Genomic DNA, 18,547 nt, shown 5'->3' with positions numbered 1-18,547 from the left:
CTCAGCCTTCGTTAAGGGCGGCCACGGGGAACTCCGCCGTGGCAATCAACCCTTCGGGCTGCCAATCGTAGTGCAGGGTGCCGCCGACCGCGCGGGTCAAGGACTGGATGATCCGCGAGCCGCTGTTGCGCGGAGATTTGATGACCTCTGGCCCACCTGTTTCGCGCCAGACAAACCGCATGCGCGCAGGCTCCTGAAGGATGGTGATATCCAGCGATACCCGCCCGGTATCGGAACTGAGCGAGCCGTGTTTCACCGCATTCGTCGCCAGTTCGTGCAAGGCCAGCGTCAGGGGCGAAACGAGGCGGTGCGAGATCAGCGGATTCGCCCCGGTGAGGTTGATCTGATCCTCGGTGGCCGAGGTATAGGCCCGCATGATCGGCCCCATCAGCGTCTCGAAATCCACCTCATGCTGGTCGCTGCGGCCAATCGTGTCGAAATGCGCCGCGCCCAAGGCGGCCAGCCGCTCGATCACCTTGTCGGCAAAGGCCGCCGGGGTCGGCTCCTCACGGGCGGTCAGGCGGACCATCGCAGTCATAACGTTGACGATATTGCGCAGCCGGTGCAGCAATTCGTCATCGGCCAGTTGCCGGTGCTCCCGTTCCACCCGGCGGCGTTCGGAAACGTCGAGTTGCGAGCCGAAGAAGTAGATCAGATTGCCGTCTTCGTCATTGATCGGCCCCAGTTGTAGGGCGTTCAGGAAGCGGCTGCCATCCTTGCGGTAGTTCACGATCTCAACCGTGTCGACCCGGCGCGCCAGTAGGGTTTCGCGCACCGCATCGACGCTTTCGCGCGTGGTTTCCGGACCTTGCAGGAAGCGGCAGTTCTGGCCCACGATCTCATCCAAGCCATAGCCGGTGAGATCGGTGAAAGCGTCATTCACATAGACGATGGGATTGTCCGGCAGGGTCGGGTCAGTGATGCACAGCGGCAGGCGGGCATAGCGCACGACCTTGCCTAGAACGTCTTCGGTCAGGGTCTGCCGAGCGGCGGAGACCGTGTTGTCGTTCATGAATTTCCGCCCTCTGATCGAAACTGGCCGTCAATGTGCCCTGCACGTGGCTTTTGGGTCAACCCGCATACTGGGGGTTGGGCCATATTTATCTACTAAATGCTGTATGCGCCATACGGTTCCGCGAGGTTCGATAAATGCGGCTTGTCAGGAAGGGCCTAAAATGCGTAATTGAGGGCGCTTGGTGTCCCGAAAAGCGCCTTTGAGTGTGGGACCGAAAAGGGAATTCAGTAAGGGGTCGCCCGACCCTGAAGCCGAAGCCGCCCCCGCGACTGTAAGCGGTAAGCCAATGCCCCTCGTGCCACTTGTCCTTTCGGACGGGGAAGGCGGGCAAAGGCCACGACCCGCGAGCCAGGAGACCTGCCAGGCAAATGAAACGCTAGATGCCGTCGGGTGTGACGGTAAGGAGATTGAAGATGACGACGATGATTAAGACCGCCGGTGCCACGCGCAGCAAACTCGTACCGGCGCTGTTTGCCGCCGTATTGGGTGTGGCTCTGATGGCGCTGACCGGCCATGTGCAGGCCGCAGCACTGCATGATGCCGCCCATGACGTGCGCCACGCGACAGGCTTTCCCTGCCACTAAGCGCCGCGTTCGGTATCACAGGGGTCCGGGCTGCCATGCCGCAGTCCGGCTGTCTGTGATTCTGGTTTTCTTTCCATGCCCGCCTCTTGCCGTTTTGCCTGCCTCCGCTCTTTACCGTGTGGGCAGGGCTTTGGTGCATCTTGAGGCTGGCTGATGGCTCGGCCCGCGTTTCGCGCGGCGCTGAGTATCATTTCGCATCTAAGGATCATTGCGATGTTTTCACGTTTTCTGACTTCCGCCCTGTTTGCCGGGGCCTCTGCCGGCCTGTTGACCGGCCTGCTGCAACTCTATTTCGTGCAGCCCGTGCTGCTTCATGCCGAGCTTTATGAGACCGGCGCGCTGGTGCATTTCGGGGTCGACCCCGTCAGCGCGCACCCCGATTTGCCCGGTTTCGATGCCGTCCGCGATGGGTTGAGCCTGATCTTCACCATGCTGACCTATACCGCCTATGCGCTGATCCTTCTCGCCGCGATGAGCTTGGGCGAAGAGCGCGGCGCGGTGATCGATGGCCGTTGGGGCATCCTTTGGGGCGTTGCAGGCTTCGTCGCCTTCCACCTCGCGCCGGGGTTCAGCCTTGCGCCCGAAGTGCCCGGCGTCGCTGCCGCAGACATCACCGCGCGGCAGATCTGGTGGTTTGCCACCGCAGCGGCAGCGCTGGTGGCGCTATGGCTGCTGGCCTTTGGCAAGGGTTGGGGCGCGTGGATCGGGGCGGCGGTTCTGCTGATGGCCCCTCATGTCATCGGCGCTCCCGAGCCCGAGAGCTTCAGCGGCCCGGTCCCGACCGAGATCGGCGCGCTTTTCGCCGCGCGTGCGCTTGGCATCGGCTTGGCCGCATGGGTGTTGCTGGGCAGTTTCGCCGGGTTCTTTTGGCAACGTGAAGGCGCGCAGAGCGCCTAAGGGAGGTCGAAATGGACAGATCACTGGCGCTTTTCGCCATTGGATTGGTCTTTGGCGGTGGCATCGGTTTTGCCATCGCCGCAAGCAACGGTGTGACCTTTGACGGCCATGATCACGGCGACCCTGCCGCCCATGGCGGCGGCGGGCATGTGGCCATGGATCACGGTGGTGCGGATCACGCGCGGATGCACGGCCAGCCCATCGCGCTGGCCGTCGAAGAGGCCCCCAGCCTTGCCATCCGCGTGACCCCCGACCCGATGTCAGGCCACAACCTTTTTGTTGAGACCGAAGGCTTCGCCTTTGCCCCGCAGAATGCCAGCGGCGAAAATCAACCGGGCGAGGGCCATGCCCATGTCTATGTCAACGGTGCCAAAATCGGGCGGCTTTATGGCCCGTGGCTGCATCTGGCTGACCTGCCCAAGGGCGAGGTCACGGTAGAGGTCACGCTCAACGCCAACGACCACCGCCCCTTGGCGGTGAACGGCGCGCCGATTACAGCCCGTGAGGTGCTGACGGTTGAATAATCGCACCGCCTCCCCTTTTCATGGCGGGCCGGAGCGCATACCCGGCACGCATAACCCGATGGGACAAGATCAATGAGCGCAACCCTACATGTCTGCATGACCTGCCGCGCCGGTGAGGTGCTGGAGGAAGACGCCCCGCGCCCCGGCGCGCAGCTTCATTCCGCCCTCGACGCCGCAGGCGCGCCCGAGGGCGTGACCATCGTGCCGGTGCAATGTCTTTCCGCCTGTTCGCAGGGGGCCGCCGTGGCGCTGTCTGCGCCGGGCAAATGGTCCTATGTCTATGGCCGCTTGACCAAGGAAGACGCCGCCGACATCCTTGCCGGAGCCGCCGCCTATGCCGCCACCCAAGACGGGCTGGTGCCCTGGCGCGAACGCCCGGTCATCTTTCGCAAGCAAAGCCTTGCGCGTATCCCCCCTTTGACCCTGCCGCAGGAGCCTACCGCATGAGCGATCTCGCTAAAATCCCCGTTACCGTCATCACCGGCTTTCTCGGCGCGGGCAAGACCACGTTGATCCGCCACCTGATGACCAATGCAGGCGGGCGTCGCCTTGCCGTTCTGGTCAATGAATTCGGCACCGTGGGGGTGGATGGTGACATCCTGAAATCCTGCGCCATCGACGACTGCCCGGCGGAGAATATCGTCGAACTGGCCAATGGCTGCATCTGCTGCACCGTGGCGGATGATTTCATCCCCACCATCGAAGCGTTGATGGCTCTGCCGACGCGCCCCGATCACATCCTGATCGAAACCTCTGGGCTGGCCCTGCCGAAACCGCTGCTTAAAGCCTTCGACTGGCCCGCGATCCGGTCCAAGATCACCGTCGACGGCGTCATCGCGCTGGCCGATGCCGAGGCCGTGGCCGCTGGCACTTTCGCCGCCGATGTCGCCGCCGTGGACGCGCAGCGTCTGGCCGATGACAGCCTCGACCACGAAACGCCGCTTTCCGAAGTGTTCGAAGATCAGATTTCCTGCGCCGATATCGTGCTGATGTCCAAAGCCGATCTCGCCGGTCCCGATGGCCTTGCCAAAGCCCGTAAGGTGATTGAAGAGGAAAGCCCGCGTGAGATTCCGATCCTTGAGATGACCGAAGGCGTGATCGACCCCAAGGTGGTGCTCGGCCTCAACGCTGCCGCCGAAGACGACCTCGCCGCGCGCCCTTCGCATCATGACGGCCACGACGATCACGAGCATGACGATTTCGAAACCGTGGTGATCCCGATGCCGGAAGTGTCGGATGTCGATGCGCTGGTGGCCTCGATCGAACGGCTCGCGCGTGAGCAGAACATCCTGCGCGTGAAGGGCTATGTCGCGGTTGAGGGCAAGCCGATGCGCCTGTTGGTGCAGGCCGTGGGCGCGCGGGTGCGCCAGCAGTTCGACCGCCCTTGGGGCAGCGACACGCGCGCCGGGCATCTGGTGGTGATCGCCGAGCATGACGACATCGACCTCGCCAAAATCCGCGAGACTTTGGGAGCCTGACCGCCCATGCATGTCGTCTTTCGCGAAAGCCACGGGTTGGAGGATACCGACACCCCCTATGATCCGGGGCAAACCCCCGCCGATCTGGTGGTGCTGTCGTTTTCCGACAGTGACCTCGGCGCTTTCGCGGCAGGCTGGCACCGCGGCGGCGGCAGGGAGGGCAAGCTGCCCTCGCTGCGGCTGTGCAACCTCGTGGCGCTGCGGCACCCGGCCTCGGTCGACAACTACATCGAACAGACGCTGACCGGGGCCAAGGGCATTCTGATCCGCCTCATCGGGGGGGAGAATTACTGGCCCTACGGCATCATGCAGGTCCAAGACTTCGCCCGCCGCCATGATATCGCGCTGGCCGTCTTGCCCGCCGATGGGCGCGAGGATCCGGGGCTCGACGCGCATTCGACTTTGCCGGTTTCCACGCTGCGCCGTCTTGCGCATCTCTGCGACGCGGGCGGCCCGGTGGCGGCGCAGGCCGCACTGGCACAGATGGCACTGGCGGCGGGGTTCTATGCCGGGCCGGTGATGGGCGCGAAAACGGTGCCTGATTGCGGCTATTACGACCCCGATCAGGGCGTGGTGCCTTTTGCCGACGTGGCAGGGGATACCGTCGGGGTCACCTTCTACCGCAGCTATCTTCTGGCCGCCGATACCGCGCCCGTCGATGCGCTGATCCGGGCGTTGCGGGCGGCGGGGCTGAACGCCATCGGGCTTTTTGTACCCTCGCTCAAATCCGATCCCGCGCGGGGCTTTCTGGACGATGCCTTGGCGGCGATGAAACCCGTGGCCATCGTCAACGCCACCGCCTTTTCGGGGCGCGGGGATGACGGCACCTCCCCACTCGACGCGCCGGGCTGCCCGGTGTTCCAAGTGGCCCTCTCCACCGCCCGGCGGCGCGATTGGGACGAGAGCGAGCGCGGCCTTTCCCCCGCCGATCTGGCGATGCATGTGGTCTTGCCCGAGGTCGATGGCCGCATCTTCGGTGGCGTCGTCAGCTTCAAGAGCCCCGGAAAGCGCGACCCCGATCTGCAATATTCCCGCTTTGCCCACCGCGCCGAAGAGGCGCGGATCGAGGCTGTCGTCGCCCGTGTGCTGGGCTGGCATCGGCTGGCGCAGACCCCGGCGGCCACACGCAAGCTGGCACTGGTGCTCTCGACCTATCCGGGGCGGGACGATCAACTGGCCCATGCGGTCGGCCTTGATGCGCTGGCCAGCGTCGAAGACATGCTGATGCGGCTGGCGGGCGAGGGCTATAGCGTCACGCCGCAGATCGGTTTTGGCCGGAGCCTTACCGAACAGCGCATTTCGTGGCCGCTGGCGGATTACAATGCCGCCTTGGCCACCCTGCCACAGGCGCTGCGCGATGACCTCAGCGATGCATGGGGCACGGTTGAGGATGATCCGCTGGTTCAAGACGGCGCGTTCCACTTCGCCGCGCAAACCTGCGGCAATGCGTTGGTCGCGCTACAACCCGAACGCGGCGATCTGCAAGACCGCGAAGACAGCTATCACGACCTCGCCCGCACGCCGCGCCATTCCTATGTGGCCTTCTACCTTTGGCTGCGCGCGCAGGGGAATCACGCGCTGGTGCATATCGGCGCGCATGGCACGCTGGAGTGGCTGCCGGGCAAGGCCGTGGCTCTGTCGGACGACTGCTGGCCCGAGGCGCTGACCGGCGATCTGCCGGTGATCTATCCGTTTATCGTCAACGATCCCGGCGAAGCGGCGCAGGCCAAGCGGCGTATCGGGGCGGTGACGCTAGGCCATCTGCCGCCCCCGTTGAAAGACAGCGAAACGCCCGAGGGGCTATTGCGGTTGGAACGGCTGCTGGATGAATATTCCACCGCCGACGGGCTCGACCCCGCGCGCCGCGACCGGCTGGTCGACACGATCCGCGCCGAGGCGCAGGCGGCGGGGGTGGAAGATGACCTCGGCCTCGACGCCGCCAGTTCCTCGGCCGAGGCCCTGACCCGGATCGACGCCTTCGTCTGCGACATCAAGGAAAGCCAATACGGCGATGGTCTGCACGTCTTCGGCGCGGGGGCGGGCGAATGGGACGGGCTGCTGACCGCACTGGCGGGGCGGCGCGTCACCTCCGGGCCTTCCGGCTCACCCTATCGCGGGCGGTCTGATGTGCTCCCGACGGGGCGCAACCTCTATGCCGTCGATCCGCGCGGGGTGCCCAGCCGGGCCGCCCATGCGCAGGGGGTGAAACTGGCCGAGGAACTGCTCAGACGGCATCTGCAAGACAATGGCGACTGGCCGCGCGGGCTGGTGATCGACCTTTGGGGCTCGGCCACCATGCGCACGGCGGGCGAAGAGGTCGCCATGGCGATGCATCTCGCCGGGATCGCGCCGAAATGGGATGAGGGCAGTGAGCGGGTTTCGGGCTTTGAAGTGATCCCGCTGACCCTGCTGGACCGTCCGCGCATCGACGTGACCCTGCGCATCTCGGGCCTGTTCCGCGATGTCTTTCCCGGTCTTGCACAGCTTTTCGAAGCCGGGGCGGCGGCATTGGCCGAACGCGAAGAAGCGCCGGATATGAACCCCTATCTCACCCGCACCCCCCGTGTCTTTGGCCCCAAGCCGGGCCTTTATGGTGTGAATATGGAAGCGGCCTTGCAAGACTATTCCGACGCCGGTCGCGCCGCGGCGGGAGAGGCGTGGCTGGCGGGGTCGGAATGGGCGATCAACGCCCAAGGCGAGGCGCATCAGGACCGCGCCGCGCTGGAGGCGCAGTTGCAGCGCGCCGATGGCTTTGCTCATGTGCAGGACTTGGCCGAAAGCGATATCCTGCTGGCCTCGGACTATGCCAGCCACGAAGGCGGCTTTGCCGCCGCGATGGCGCATCTGGGCGCGCAGAAACCGGCGATGTACCACCTCGATCACACCCGCGCTGGCAGCCCCCGCGCACGCTCCATGCCCGAGGAAATAGCCCGCGTCGTGCGCGCCCGTGCGGCCAATCCCAATTGGGCCAGCGGCATGATGCGCCACGGTTTCCGCGGCGCGGCAGAGGTGGCGGCGACGCTCGACAACCTTGCTGCCTTTGCGCATCTGACGCGCGAGGTGCCTGCGCATCTCTTCGACCTCTACTTCGACGCCACGCTCGGGCGCGATGATCTGGTCGCCTTTATGGAGGCCGAGAACCCCGCGGCCTTGCAGGCCATGCGCGACCGTTTTGCGGCGCTGCGCGAGTCCGGCCTCTGGCTGACCCGCCGCAACTCAATCTCGGCCACATTGGACGGGGTGACGTGAGCGCGGCTCCGGCGATCAAGGGCTGGTGCCCCGGTGCGCTGCGTCCGATGCTCTCGGGCGATGGGCTGGTGGTGCGTCTGCGGGTGCCGCAGGGACGCTTGACCCCGGCCCAAGCCCGCGGCGTGGCGGGGCTGGCCACGCGCTATGGCAACGGCATGCTTGACCTGTCGAACCGGGGCAATCTGCAACTGCGCGGCGTCGATCCCGCGCGGCACGAAGGTCTGATCGACGCGCTGCGCGCGCTGGCGCTGATCGACGCGGATGAGCGGACGGAGCGACGGCGCAACATCATGGTCAGCCCCTTTTGGCAGGCGGGCGATGATACGGATTTCCTTTGCCAAGCCCTCTCTGCCGCCGCGCAGTCCCATGCGCTGCCGGATGTCTCCGCCAAATTTGGCTATGCGGTCGATGCGGGGCCGCAGCCGGTGTTGCAGGCCGATCCCGCCGACATCCGGTTCGAGCGTTCGGCGGAGGGTCAACTGCTGCTCTGCATTGAAGGGGCAACGCGGGGCAAGCCCGTGACCCGTGCGACTGCGGTGACCGAAGCCATCGCGCTGGCCGAATGGGTGCGCGCGCAGGGGGTGACCCGCGCCGCACGCGCCACGGCCACGGGGGCGCCGCTTCCCGCCGGTTTTGACTGTCCGCGTCAGACAGGGCAGGGCACACCCGCCCCCGGCCTCTACCCAGCCGGGGCGCTTGTCGCCTGTGCTTTCGGGCAGATGGAGGCCGAAACGCTTGCCGCGCTCGCCGAGCTTGGCCCGCTGCGCCTGACCCCGTGGCGGCGGCTGCTGATCGAAGGTGCCCCGCGCCTGCCTGATCTGGCCGGTCTCATCACCGCCGCCGATGACCCGCTGTTGCGCGTCGTTGCCTGTATCGGCGCGCCGGGCTGCGCACAGGGCCGGGGCGAGACGCGCGGGCTGGCCCGGCACCTTGCCGCCGTGGTGCCGAAGGGGCAACGCCTGCATGTCTCCGGCTGCGCCAAGGGCTGCGCCGCGCCGCGCGCTACCGACCTCACCCTGACCGCCACCGCGCCGGGGGAGTATGACCTTATCCGCGACGGCCACGCCGATGCGCCCCCTCATTTGCGCGGGCTGACCCCCGCCGCCATCGCCTCTCACCTTAGAAAGTCCGCCGATGCCCCATAGCTATATCACCGACGGTGCCGAGATTTACCGTCAGTCCTTCGCCACCATCCGCGCCGAAGCGGCGCTGGCGCGTTTCACCCCGGAAGAAGAGATCGTCGCCGTGCGCATGATCCACGCCGCGGGCATGGTCGGGCTGGAGGAGCACATCCGCTTTTCCGAAGGCATGGCCGTGGCCGCGCGGGCGGCACTGGAGGACGGCGCGCCGATCCTCTGCGACGCCTATATGGTCAGCGAAGGCATCACCCGCAAACGCCTGCCGCGCGAGAATGAGGTGATCTGCACCCTGCGCGACCCTTCGGTGCCAGCACTGGCCGCGAAGATGAGCAACACCCGCTCCGCCGCCGCGCTGGAACTGTGGCGGCCCCATCTGCAAGGCGCCGTGGTGGCCATCGGCAATGCGCCCACGGCGCTGTTTCACCTGCTCAACATGCTCGAAGACCCCGATTGCCCGCGCCCGGCGGCGATCATCGGCTGCCCGGTGGGCTTTATCGGCGCGGCGGAATCGAAAGAGGCTTTGATGCAGGACCTGCCGGTGCCCTCGATGATTGTGCAGGGGCGTTTGGGCGGCTCGGCGATCACCGTGGCGGCGGTCAACGCCTTGGCCAGCAGGGTGGAATGACAATGGGCAAGATTATCTGCGCGGGCCTTGGCCCCGGCGACCCCGAACTGATGAGCGTGAAATCCGACCGTGCCATTCGCGGCGCGCGGCATCTGGCCTATTTTCGCAAGAAAGGTCGTGCCGGACAAGCACGCCGGATCGTTGAGGGGATGCTGCGCGACGACGTCATCGAATATGCGATGGAATATCCCGTCACCACCGAGTTGCGCTTTGATTCGCCCGAGTATCGCGCCCAGATGGTCGCCTTTTACGAGGAATGGGCCGACCGGCTAGAAGCCTTGGCCCAGGATCATGAGGTCGTCGTGCTCTGCGAGGGTGATCCCTTCTTCTACGGCTCCTTCATGCATCTGCACACGCGGCTTCAGGGCCGCGCCGAGGTTGAGGTGCTGCCCGCGATCCCCGGCATGGTGGGCTGTTGGAACGCGCTGGATACCCCCTTCACTTGGGGCGATGACGTGGTGACCGTTTTGATGGGCACGCTGCCCGAGGCCGAGTTGACTGACCACATGAAACGCGCCGATGCGCTGGTGGTGATGAAGACGGGCCGCAACCTGCCCAGCGTGCGCCGCGCACTGGCGGCGGCGGGCAAGTTGGAGGACGCTTGGCTGGTCGAACGCGGCACCATGCCCGACCAGCGGGTGGCGAGGCTTTCTGACGTGGCGGATGACGACTGCCCCTATTTCGCGATCGTCTTGGTCCATGGTCAAGGCCGCAGACCGGAGGCGGAGACATGAGCGGCATCCTTCATATCGCGGGCCTCGGCCCCGGTGACGACGCGCTTGTGACGCCCGAGGTGACCGAGGCGCTGGCGCAGGCCACCGATGTCATCGGCTATATCCCTTACGTCGCCCGCGTCGCCCCCCGCGACGGGCTGACGCTTCACCCCAGTGACAACCGGGTGGAGTTGGACCGCGCCGAACACGCACTGCAACTGGCGCAAGCCGGCGCGCGGGTGGTGGTGGTGTCTTCGGGTGATCCGGGCGTCTTTGCCATGGCCTCGGCGGTGTTCGAGGCGGTAGAGCGCGACCCGGCGTATGAGAGCGTCGACATCCGCGTGCTGCCCGGTATCACAGCGATGCTGGCGGCAGCAGCGCGGCTTGGTGCGCCCTTGGGCCATGATTTCTGTGCGATCAACCTTAGCGATAACCTCAAGCCGTGGACGATGGTCGAACACCGTCTGCGGATGGCCGCGCGGGCGGATTTCGCCATGGCCTTCTATAACCCGCGCAGCAAGTCGCGGCCGCATCAATTCGCCGAAGCGCTGGATATTCTGCGCGCCGAATGCGGGCCGGATCGGCTGATCACCTTTGCCCGCGCCGTGACCACAGCCGAAGAAGCGTTCAACACCGTGACGTTGGGCGAAGCGACTCCTGAAATGGCGGATATGCGCACTGTGGTGATCGTCGGCAATTCCGCGACGCGGCGGGTCGGGCGCTATGTCTATACGCCGCGCAGCGCGGTATGATGTAGCCAATGCATCACTTCGGTCACATCATTGGCGGCCACCTCGCCCGGCAGTTTCGGCCGCTCGGCCAAGATCACCGGCAGGCCAAGGCTGCGGGCTGCATCCAGTTTGGCCCGCGCGCCGGAGCCTCCGGCGTTCTTGGCGACCACATGGGTGATCGCATGGGTCTGCATCAGCGCGGTATCGCCCGCCACGTCGAAGGGCCCGCGCGCCAACACGACCGTCGCCCGTGGCAGCGGCAGCGGCTCGCGTGGCGGATCGACGAGGCGCAGGAGGTAGCGGTGCTGCGGTTTCGCAGCGAAAAGCGCCAGTTGCTGCTTGCCGATGGCCAGAAACACCCGCGCCGGGCTGTCGGGCAGGGCGGCGGGCAGCGCGGTGAGGTCGGGCACGAAGGTCCAGTCGTCACCCTCCTGCGGTTCCCACGCGGGGCGCTCGAACCGCACGAGCGGCAGGTCTTGCCGGGCGCAGGCGACGAAGGCATTGTTGCTCATCCCCGCGGCGAAGGGGTGGGTTGCGTCGACGACATGGGTGATCGCTTCGGCTTCGAGATAGGCCACCAGCCCCGCCACGCCCCCGAAGCCGCCGACGCGGGTGGGCAGGGGCTGGGCCACGGGGCTGTCGGTGCGCCCGGCATAGGAAAACACCGCGTCGATCTCGGCTTTGGCCAAGGCGCGGGCCAAGGCGCTGGCTTCGGTGGTGCCACCCAAAAGAAGGACGCGCATAATGGGTGACCCTTGGCTCAGCATCATCGGAATGCCCGACGATAGCGCGGATGCCTTGCCCCCGGCAAGCCGCGCGGCGCTGGCAAAGGCCGAGGTGATCTTTGGCGGGCCGCGTCATCTGGAGCGGGCAGGCGCAGGCGCGCGCGGGCGGGCTTGGCCCGTGCCTTTCTCGGTCGAGCCGGTGTTGGCCGAGCGCGGCAAACGCGTGGCGATGCTGGTGTCGGGCGATCCCTTCTGGTTCGGTGCGGGCGGCAGCATTGTCGGCGCGTTGCGGCCCGACGAATGGCACAGCCTGCCCGCGCCCTCGACCTTTTCGCTGGTGGCCAATGCGCTTGGCTGGCGGTTGGAGGAGGTTACTTGCCACGGGCTTCACGCCGCACCGCTGGCGCAGTTGCGTGGGGCCCTGCGTCCCAAGGGGCGGATGATCTGTCTGCTGCGCGATGGGGAGGCCCCGGCGACGCTGGCGGAGTTCCTCTGCACACAGGGCGCGGGCGCGGCCAGGCTGCATGTGGCCGAACGGCTGGGCGGTCCCGATGCGCGGGTGCGGGCGGTGCAGGCGGATGGCTTCGATCTGACGGATGTGCAAGCGCCGGTGGCGGTCGGGGTGGAATTGCCCAAGGGCATCGGCCTGCCGCGCACCCCCGGCCTGTCGGATGACCATTTTGCCAGCGACGGCCAAATCACCAAGGCGCCGGTGCGGGCGCTGACGCTGTCGGCCCTCGCCCCTCGGCCCGGCGAGTTGCTGTGGGACATCGGCGCGGGGAGCGGCTCGGTCTCGGTCGAGTTCTGTCTTGCCGGTGGGCACGCCATCGCCTTTGAGCAGCACGCCGCGCGGGTCGAGAATATCATCCGCAATATCGCAGATTTTGGCCTGAACGCGCGTATGCAAACAATTCATGGCCGCGCGCCAAATGTCTGGGCGGGGCAGCCTCTGCCGGATGTGGTCTTTGTCGGCGGCGGCGGGAACGCGGCGCTTTACGATGCCCTCCTGCCTGCGCTACCAGCGGGCACGCGGCTGGTCGCCAACGGTGTGACGCTGGAAACCGAGGCGCTTTTGGCGCAGTTGCAAGCGGAGCATGGCGGCGCCCTGTTGCGGATCGAACTGGCACAGGCGGCGCCTTTGGGCCGGATGCGCGGCTGGCAGCCGCTGCGGCCCGTGGTACAATGGAGCGTGACACTATGAGGATGGCCGGGATCGGATTTCGGGGCGCGGCGAGCGTCGCCTCACTGCGCGATGCGCTGGCGCGGGCCAACCCCGATGGCACCAAGATCGACGCGCTGGTGACCGAAGCCGCCAAGGCCCGCGCCACCGTCTTCCGCGAATTCGCGCAAGAGTTGGGCGTGCCGGGGCTCGGCATCACCACCGAAGACTTGGCCCGCATGATAACCCCCACGCAATCGGCTCGGATCGAAGACCGTTTCGGCACCGGCTCCCTGTCCGAGGCCGCCGCATTGGCCGCCGCCGGGCCGGGGGCGGTATTGGTTGCCGAACGCGTCGTTTCGGGCGATGCCATGGCCACTGCGGCGATTGCCGAGAGGAAAGGATAGATACCGTGACTGTACATTTCATCGGGGCCGGGCCGGGGGCGGCGGATCTCATCACCCTGCGCGGACGCGACCAGATCGCGGCCTGCCCGGTCTGCCTCTATGCCGGGTCGCTGGTGCCCGAGGCGTTGCTGAGCCACTGCCCCGAAGGGGCGCGGATCGTCAATACCGCACGGCTGTCGCTGGATGACATCATAGAGGAAATCGCCGCCGCCGATGCCGCAGGTCATGACGTGGCGCGCCTGCATTCGGGCGACCTGTCGGTCTGGTCGGCGATGGGCGAACAGCTGCGCCGCCTGCGCGAGATGGGCATCGCCTATGACGTGACGCCGGGGGTGCCATCCTTTGCCGCCGCCGCCGCGGAACTGGGGGCCGAGTTGACCCTGCCGGGCGTGGCGCAATCGGTGATACTGACCCGCACCTCGGGCCGCGCCACGGCGATGCCCGAAGGCGAGACGCTGGCCAATTTCGCCCGCACCGGGGCGACGCTGGCCATCCATCTGTCGGTGCATGTGCTTGATAAAGTCGTCGAAGAACTGACCCCGCATTACGGTGCCGATTGCCCCGTCGCCGTGGTCTGGCGTGCAAGCTGGCCCGATCAGCGCATCGTCAAGGCGACGCTTGCGACCCTGCGCACCGAGGTGGGCGAGGAAATGGCCCGCACCGCGCTGATCCTCGTGGGCCATGCCATCGGGGCCGAGGATTTCGGCGAGAGCCGCCTTTACGCCGCCGATTATGACCGCCGCTTCCGCCCCGTTGGGGCCGAGCCGCGCTTTCCGGAGACCTCCTCATGATCCCGCCCGGCCTGCTTATTTCCGCCCCCGCTTCCGGCACGGGCAAGACGACCTTGATGCTGGGGCTGTTGGCCGCGCTGCGCGCGGAAGGTGTCGCGGTACAGCCGTTCAAAAGCGGCCCTGATTACATCGACCCTGCCTTTCACACGGCGGCCTCGGGCCGGGCGTCTTTCAACCTCGACAGTTGGTCGATGGACCGCGCGCGGATCGAAGGGCTGGTCGGCAATGCCGATGGGGCCGAATTGATCCTCGGCGAGGGGTCGATGGGGCTGTTTGACGGTGTGGCCAAGCCGGGCGCCTGTGGCAATGGCGCGAGCGCCGATGTCGCGGCGCTGATGGGCTGGCCGGTGGTGCTGGTGCTCGACGTATCGGGGGCGGCGCAATCGGTGGCGGCCACGGCGCTTGGCTTTCGCGAGATGCGGCCCGATGTGGAACTGGCGGGCGTGGTGTTGAACCGCGTCGCCTCGCCCCGGCATGAGACGCTGGTGCGCGCGGGGATGGAGGCTGTCGGGATCAAAGTCTTCGGCGCGCTGCCGCGCCGGGTGGAAATCGAAATGCCCGAGCGTCACCTCGGGCTGGTGCAGGCCGGAGAGCAGGAAAACCTGCCCGATCTGTTGGGGCAGGCGGCGGCATTCGTCGCGGCCCATGTTGATGTCACCGCCCTGCGGGCCGCCGCGCGGGGCACGTTGCAGAACCCGCCCGCTCCGGCGCAGATCACCCCGCCCGGGCAGCGCATCGCGCTGGCGCAGGACAACGCTTTCGCCTTTGTCTATCCGCATCTCTTGGCCGGATGGCGCGCGGCGGGGGCAGAGGTTTTGCCCTTCTCCCCGCTCGCCAATGAAGCGCCGGACGACAGTGCCGACTGCTGCTGGCTGCCGGGCGGCTACCCGGAACTTCACGCCGGCAGGCTCGCCGCCGCCGCGCAATTCCGCGACGGGCTGCGCGCCTTTGCCGAGACCCGCCCCGTGCACGGCGAATGCGGGGGCTATATGGCGATGGGCGCGGGTCTCATCGACAAGGAGGGCACCCGGCATGAGATGGCGGGGCTTTTGGGGCTCGAGACCTCTTTCGCCAAGCGCAAGATGCATCTGGGCTACCGTCAGGCCGACCTCAACGCGCCGATCCCCGGCCATTCCGCACGGGCCGAATTGCGTGGGCATGAGTTCCACTATGCCACGATCCTTGCCGAGCCGGACGCCCCGCTGGCGCGGATCACCGATGCCAATGACTTTGAAGTGCCCGAGACCGGCTCGGTCCGCGATTTCGCGGGGGGCGGGCGTGCCACGGGCACCTTCTTTCACATGATCGCGGCGCTGTGATGGGGGGCTTTGTTTCCTTCGTCTCCTCCGGCCCCGGCGATCCGGAGCTCTTGACCGTCAAGGCCGTGGCACGGTTGCAGGCGGCGGATGTCGTGCTCTTCGATGACCTCAGCGCAGGCCCGATTTTGGAGCACGCGCGGCCTGATGCGGACCTGATCGGCGTCGGCAAACGGGCCGGGCGCGCCTCGCCCAAGCAAGACCATGTGAGCCGCGTTCTGGTCGATCATGCGCAAGCCGGGCTGAAGGTCGTGCGGTTGAAATCCGGCGACAGCGGCATGTTCGGACGGCTGGAGGAAGAAATCATCGCACTGCGCGCGGCGGATATCCCTTTCGAGATCGTGCCGGGTGTCACCGCCGCCTCTGCCGCCGCCGCCACCGCAGGCATCCCGCTGACCCGCCGCATGACGGCGCGGCGCGTGCAATTCATCACCGGCGCGGATGTGACGGGCGAATTGCCGCGCGACGTGAACATGGCCGCTCTGGCCGATCCGATGGCGACCACGGTGGTCTATATGGGCAAACGCACTTTTGCCGGCCTCGCCGCGCGCTTGATCGAACACGGGCTGCCCGGCACCACGCCCGCGCTTTTGGCGGAGGCGGTTTCGACCCCGGCGGAGAAGGTGCAACGGTTCACCATTGAGACATTGGCATGCTATCTAGAAACCGTCAGCAGCACCACGCCCGCGCTGATCTTCTACGGGCCTTTGGCCGAGTTCGAGGCGTGAAGGCTTTCGTTTGCACTTCTTGCACCGCCGATGGCGGTTTTCTGGATGTGGTCCGCGCCGAATTGCCTGAGGTGCAGGTCGAGGGCATCGACTGTATGTCGGGCTGTACGCGGGCGCAGACGGTGGCCTTTCGTGCGCCGGGCAAGGTGGCCTATCTGTTTGGAGAGATCACCGAAGCCGACATGGATGATCTGCGCCGTTTCGTGACGCTCTATGCCGCCTCCGCCGATGGGAAATTCCCCGACGCGCGGGTGCTGGGCGGGCTGCGGCTGAAAGCGATTGCGAGGATACCGGGATGAGCGCGTTCGAACTCACTTTGATCGGCATCGGCACCGGCAACCCAGAACATCTGACGCTGCAAGCGATCCGGGCGATGAACGCGCAAGACCTGATCCTGATCCCGCAAAAGGGGGCGGGCAAAGATGATCTGGCGGGGCTGCGGCGCAGCATTTGCGACGAGGTGCTGACCAATAAGGCGGTGCAGATCGTCGGCTTCGATCTACCCGTGCGCGACCCGGCGATTGAGGATTACCGCGCCCGGGTGGACCAGTGGCATGATGCGATTGCGGATGCGTGGCGCGCGGCAATGGCGCAGCATCCGACCGCGCGACGGGTGGCGCTGCTGGTTTGGGGCGACCCGTCGCTTTATGACAGCACCCTGCGCATCGCCGCGCGGCTGGATCCTGCGCCTCGTATGACCGTGATCCCCGGCATCACCTCGCTGCAAGGGTTGACCGCGTCTCATGCGATCCCGCTGAATGAAATTGGCGCGCCCTTCATGGTGACCACCGGGCGGCAGCTGCGCGACCACGGTTGGCCCGAGGGGGTCGATACGCTGGTGATCATGCTCGATGGCGATTGCGCTTTTCAGGCGTTGGACGCGGAAGGCGTGACGATCTGGTGGGGCGCCTATGTCGGCATGGCCGAAGAGATCATCCGCCATGGCCCGCTGGCCGAGGTTGCCGAAGACATCATCGCCACCCGTGCCGCCGCCCGCGCGGCGCATGGCTGGATCATGGACATCTACCTGCTGCGGCGCGGCTGATCCTTAACCGTCGGGATCGACCTTGCCCCGCATCGCTTTGACCTCCCCGCGCACCTTCTTGGCCTTGAGACGGCGCTTTTTCGACCCCAGCGTCGGGCGGGTGGCGATGCGGCGTTTCGGCGGGGTGAGGGCGCGGCGGATCAACTCGGCCAGACGCTCGCGCACCAACTCGCGGTTGCGGGCCTGACTGCGGGTCTCGTCACATTGCAACACCAGCGCACCTTCGGTGGTCCAGCGCCGCCCGGCCAGACGGCGCAGGCGGTTTTTCACCGGTTGCGGCAGGGAGGGCGAGGTGGCGGCTTCGAACCGCAATTCCACCGCCGAGGAGACCTTGTTCACATTCTGCCCGCCGGGGCCGGAGGCACGCATGAAGCTTTCCGTCAGCTCCCAATCCTGAATGGCGATGTCATCGTTGATGTGCAGCATGGGCTCTCCTTGCCCCGCAACATGCCAGCCCGCGCGGTGAGGGTGAAGGGGGAATGCGAAATGGGCCGCCCCTTACGGAGCGGCCCAATCGAATGGTTTCAGGAGGGGGATCGGTTAGACCGACGTCCACCAGGTGGTTGCATTGCCAGGGGCTGCCCTAGCAGGAAACCCCGCTGGCTGTTCCGACACCTCGCTCCAATACCTTTCTTGACACTGGATCACCTCCTTTACATTTGTTGAACTCACCCTGAGCGTTGCACAGGTTTTGAAATTCGCAAAGCGTTTTTTTAGAGGGGCGCGGCGGCAGGGGGTGGCCCCCTGCGCCGGTATCACGCGCGGGCGGTCAGCCGTGCGGTCAGCAGCCGGAAGGGGATCAGCGCGATGAGCGCGATGGCCAGTTTGACCGACCAATCCGCCACGGCGAGCGAGACCCAGAGCGGCGCGAGCGGGCCCGCGCCCAAAAGCGGCAGCGTCTCAGCGGCCCAAGAGACATCGGTGGCGGGGTGGATGAACGACAGGCCGGCCGAAAAGGCGATGGAGAAAAACAGCGCTGTGTCGATCGCGCTGCTGATCAAGGTGCTGACCAAGGGCGCGCGCCACCATGCGCCATCGCGGAAACGGTTAAAGATCGTCACGTCCAACAGCTGCGCCACGAGGAAGGCGGTGCCCGAAGCCACGGCGATGCGGATCGTCACCAGCGGGCCGAACTCGCCCATGATCTGCGTCCCAATGAGCGAGCAGATCAGGCCCACGACAAAGCCCACCAACACGACCCGGCGCGCGGCGGAGGCACCGTAGAGACGGTTCATCACATCGGTGACGAGGAAGGCCAGCGGATAGGTGAAAGCCCCCCAGGTCAGCCATTGGCCAAAGAGAAACTGAACAAGGATATTCGAGGCCACGACGATGGCGGCCATGGCAAGGATGCCGGGAAGATAGGTGCGTGTCATATGTGAACCGTTTTGTGCAAGGGTGCGGCGACTTGGCCTGCGGGG

General features: G+C 66.4%; 21 protein-coding genes and 1 riboswitch. Of the genes, 17 read left to right on the top strand and 4 right to left on the bottom strand.

Features of this window, described 5'->3' with window-relative positions; translation table 11 throughout:
* Position 1 precedes the first annotated feature (1 nt).
* Positions 2-1,012 carry a PAS domain-containing protein gene (locus tag ACGYLA_RS01185; RefSeq protein WP_394429654.1) on the bottom strand — a complete coding sequence of 337 codons (1,011 nt, stop codon included), beginning with the start codon at positions 1,010-1,012 and terminating at the stop codon, positions 2-4.
* A 165-nt stretch (positions 1,013-1,177) separates the two neighbouring features.
* Positions 1,178-1,395: riboswitch (cobalamin riboswitch) on the top strand.
* Between the two features lie 33 nt (positions 1,396-1,428).
* Between ACGYLA_RS01185 and ACGYLA_RS01180 the strand changes: the two genes are divergently transcribed.
* The 10 genes from ACGYLA_RS01180 (at position 1,429) to cobJ (ending at position 10,976) form a co-directional block, all read left to right on the top strand.
* Positions 1,429-1,599, top strand: a complete 171-nt coding sequence (locus ACGYLA_RS01180; protein ID WP_082849519.1) for a CbtB-domain containing protein — start codon at positions 1,429-1,431, stop codon at positions 1,597-1,599.
* A gap of 213 nt (positions 1,600-1,812) precedes the next feature.
* A complete protein-coding gene (locus ACGYLA_RS01175) occupies positions 1,813-2,496 on the top strand; it encodes a CbtA family protein (protein WP_394429652.1) in 684 nt (227 codons plus the stop codon).
* An 11-nt stretch (positions 2,497-2,507) separates the two neighbouring features.
* On the top strand, positions 2,508-3,020 hold the full coding sequence (locus ACGYLA_RS01170) for a hypothetical protein (protein ID WP_394429650.1): 513 nt from the start codon (positions 2,508-2,510) through the stop codon (positions 3,018-3,020).
* 72 nt (positions 3,021-3,092) lie between these two features.
* Positions 3,093-3,467 (top strand): DUF1636 family protein, encoded by a 375-nt coding sequence (locus ACGYLA_RS01165; protein WP_394429648.1) that lies wholly within the window; start codon positions 3,093-3,095, stop codon positions 3,465-3,467.
* Complete coding sequence (gene cobW / locus ACGYLA_RS01160; protein WP_271688495.1) at positions 3,464-4,498, top strand: cobalamin biosynthesis protein CobW; 1,035 nt, start codon at positions 3,464-3,466, stop codon at positions 4,496-4,498. Before ACGYLA_RS01165 ends, cobW begins: the two co-directional genes overlap by 4 nt.
* Positions 4,499-4,504: 6 nt before the next feature.
* Positions 4,505-7,747: a cobaltochelatase subunit CobN gene (gene cobN / locus ACGYLA_RS01155; RefSeq protein ID WP_394429646.1), complete on the top strand. Its 3,243-nt coding sequence runs from the start codon at positions 4,505-4,507 to the stop codon at positions 7,745-7,747.
* Entirely contained in the window at positions 7,744-8,892 is a 1,149-nt protein-coding gene (cobG, locus tag ACGYLA_RS01150) for a precorrin-3B synthase (RefSeq protein WP_394429644.1), read from the top strand. The genes cobN and cobG overlap by 4 nt, the downstream gene beginning before the upstream one ends.
* Positions 8,882-9,511 carry a precorrin-8X methylmutase gene (locus ACGYLA_RS01145; protein ID WP_067265689.1) on the top strand — a complete coding sequence of 210 codons (630 nt, stop codon included), beginning with the start codon at positions 8,882-8,884 and terminating at the stop codon, positions 9,509-9,511. Before cobG ends, ACGYLA_RS01145 begins: the two co-directional genes overlap by 11 nt.
* A gap of 2 nt (positions 9,512-9,513) precedes the next feature.
* On the top strand, positions 9,514-10,245 hold the full coding sequence (gene cobI / locus ACGYLA_RS01140) for a precorrin-2 C(20)-methyltransferase (protein WP_394429642.1): 732 nt from the start codon (positions 9,514-9,516) through the stop codon (positions 10,243-10,245).
* Positions 10,242-10,976 carry a precorrin-3B C(17)-methyltransferase gene (gene cobJ / locus ACGYLA_RS01135; protein WP_394429640.1) on the top strand — a complete coding sequence of 245 codons (735 nt, stop codon included), beginning with the start codon at positions 10,242-10,244 and terminating at the stop codon, positions 10,974-10,976. The genes cobI and cobJ overlap by 4 nt, the downstream gene beginning before the upstream one ends.
* Here cobJ and ACGYLA_RS01130 read toward each other — a convergent pair.
* Positions 10,952-11,701, bottom strand: coding sequence for a cobalt-precorrin-6A reductase (locus ACGYLA_RS01130; protein ID WP_394429764.1), 750 nt, complete (start codon positions 11,699-11,701; stop codon positions 10,952-10,954). The genes cobJ and ACGYLA_RS01130 overlap by 25 nt on opposite strands.
* Between ACGYLA_RS01130 and cbiT the strand changes: the two genes are divergently transcribed.
* Genes cbiT through cobF form a run of 7 tightly spaced genes read left to right on the top strand, consistent with a single transcriptional unit; the run spans position 11,700 to position 17,126 of the window.
* A complete protein-coding gene (gene cbiT / locus ACGYLA_RS01125) occupies positions 11,700-12,881 on the top strand; it encodes a precorrin-6Y C5,15-methyltransferase (decarboxylating) subunit CbiT (RefSeq protein WP_394429638.1) in 1,182 nt (393 codons plus the stop codon). The two genes, ACGYLA_RS01130 and cbiT, sit on opposite strands and share 2 nt — an antisense overlap.
* On the top strand, positions 12,878-13,246 hold the full coding sequence (locus ACGYLA_RS01120; RefSeq protein ID WP_067267847.1) for a cobalamin biosynthesis protein: 369 nt from the start codon (positions 12,878-12,880) through the stop codon (positions 13,244-13,246). The genes cbiT and ACGYLA_RS01120 overlap by 4 nt, the downstream gene beginning before the upstream one ends.
* Positions 13,247-13,251: 5 nt before the next feature.
* Positions 13,252-14,037 (top strand): precorrin-4 C(11)-methyltransferase, encoded by a 786-nt coding sequence (cobM, locus tag ACGYLA_RS01115; RefSeq protein WP_394429636.1) that lies wholly within the window; start codon positions 13,252-13,254, stop codon positions 14,035-14,037.
* Positions 14,034-15,356 carry a cobyrinate a,c-diamide synthase gene (locus ACGYLA_RS01110; RefSeq protein WP_394429634.1) on the top strand — a complete coding sequence of 441 codons (1,323 nt, stop codon included), beginning with the start codon at positions 14,034-14,036 and terminating at the stop codon, positions 15,354-15,356. The genes cobM and ACGYLA_RS01110 overlap by 4 nt, the downstream gene beginning before the upstream one ends.
* Positions 15,356-16,081, top strand: coding sequence for a uroporphyrinogen-III C-methyltransferase (gene cobA, locus ACGYLA_RS01105; RefSeq protein WP_394429632.1), 726 nt, complete (start codon positions 15,356-15,358; stop codon positions 16,079-16,081). Before ACGYLA_RS01110 ends, cobA begins: the two co-directional genes overlap by 1 nt.
* Positions 16,078-16,380 (top strand): DUF1636 family protein, encoded by a 303-nt coding sequence (locus ACGYLA_RS01100; protein WP_394429630.1) that lies wholly within the window; start codon positions 16,078-16,080, stop codon positions 16,378-16,380. Before cobA ends, ACGYLA_RS01100 begins: the two co-directional genes overlap by 4 nt.
* A complete protein-coding gene (cobF, locus tag ACGYLA_RS01095; protein ID WP_394429628.1) occupies positions 16,377-17,126 on the top strand; it encodes a precorrin-6A synthase (deacetylating) in 750 nt (249 codons plus the stop codon). The genes ACGYLA_RS01100 and cobF overlap by 4 nt, the downstream gene beginning before the upstream one ends.
* Positions 17,127-17,129: 3 nt before the next feature.
* On the opposite strand, the gene arfB is transcribed toward cobF, so the two are convergent.
* Complete coding sequence (gene arfB / locus ACGYLA_RS01090) at positions 17,130-17,552, bottom strand: alternative ribosome rescue aminoacyl-tRNA hydrolase ArfB (RefSeq protein ID WP_067267837.1); 423 nt, start codon at positions 17,550-17,552, stop codon at positions 17,130-17,132.
* 329 nt (positions 17,553-17,881) lie between these two features.
* Positions 17,882-18,502 (bottom strand): queuosine precursor transporter, encoded by a 621-nt coding sequence (locus ACGYLA_RS01085; protein ID WP_394429626.1) that lies wholly within the window; start codon positions 18,500-18,502, stop codon positions 17,882-17,884.
* Between the last annotated feature and the right edge of the window lie 45 nt (positions 18,503-18,547).

Origin of the sequence: Sulfitobacter sp. 1A13679, assembly GCF_043557115.1 — a bacterium.
GTDB classification, from domain to species: Bacteria; Pseudomonadota; Alphaproteobacteria; order Rhodobacterales; family Rhodobacteraceae; genus Sulfitobacter; species Sulfitobacter faviae.
This window is presented reverse-complemented; position numbering and strand designations above follow the sequence as displayed.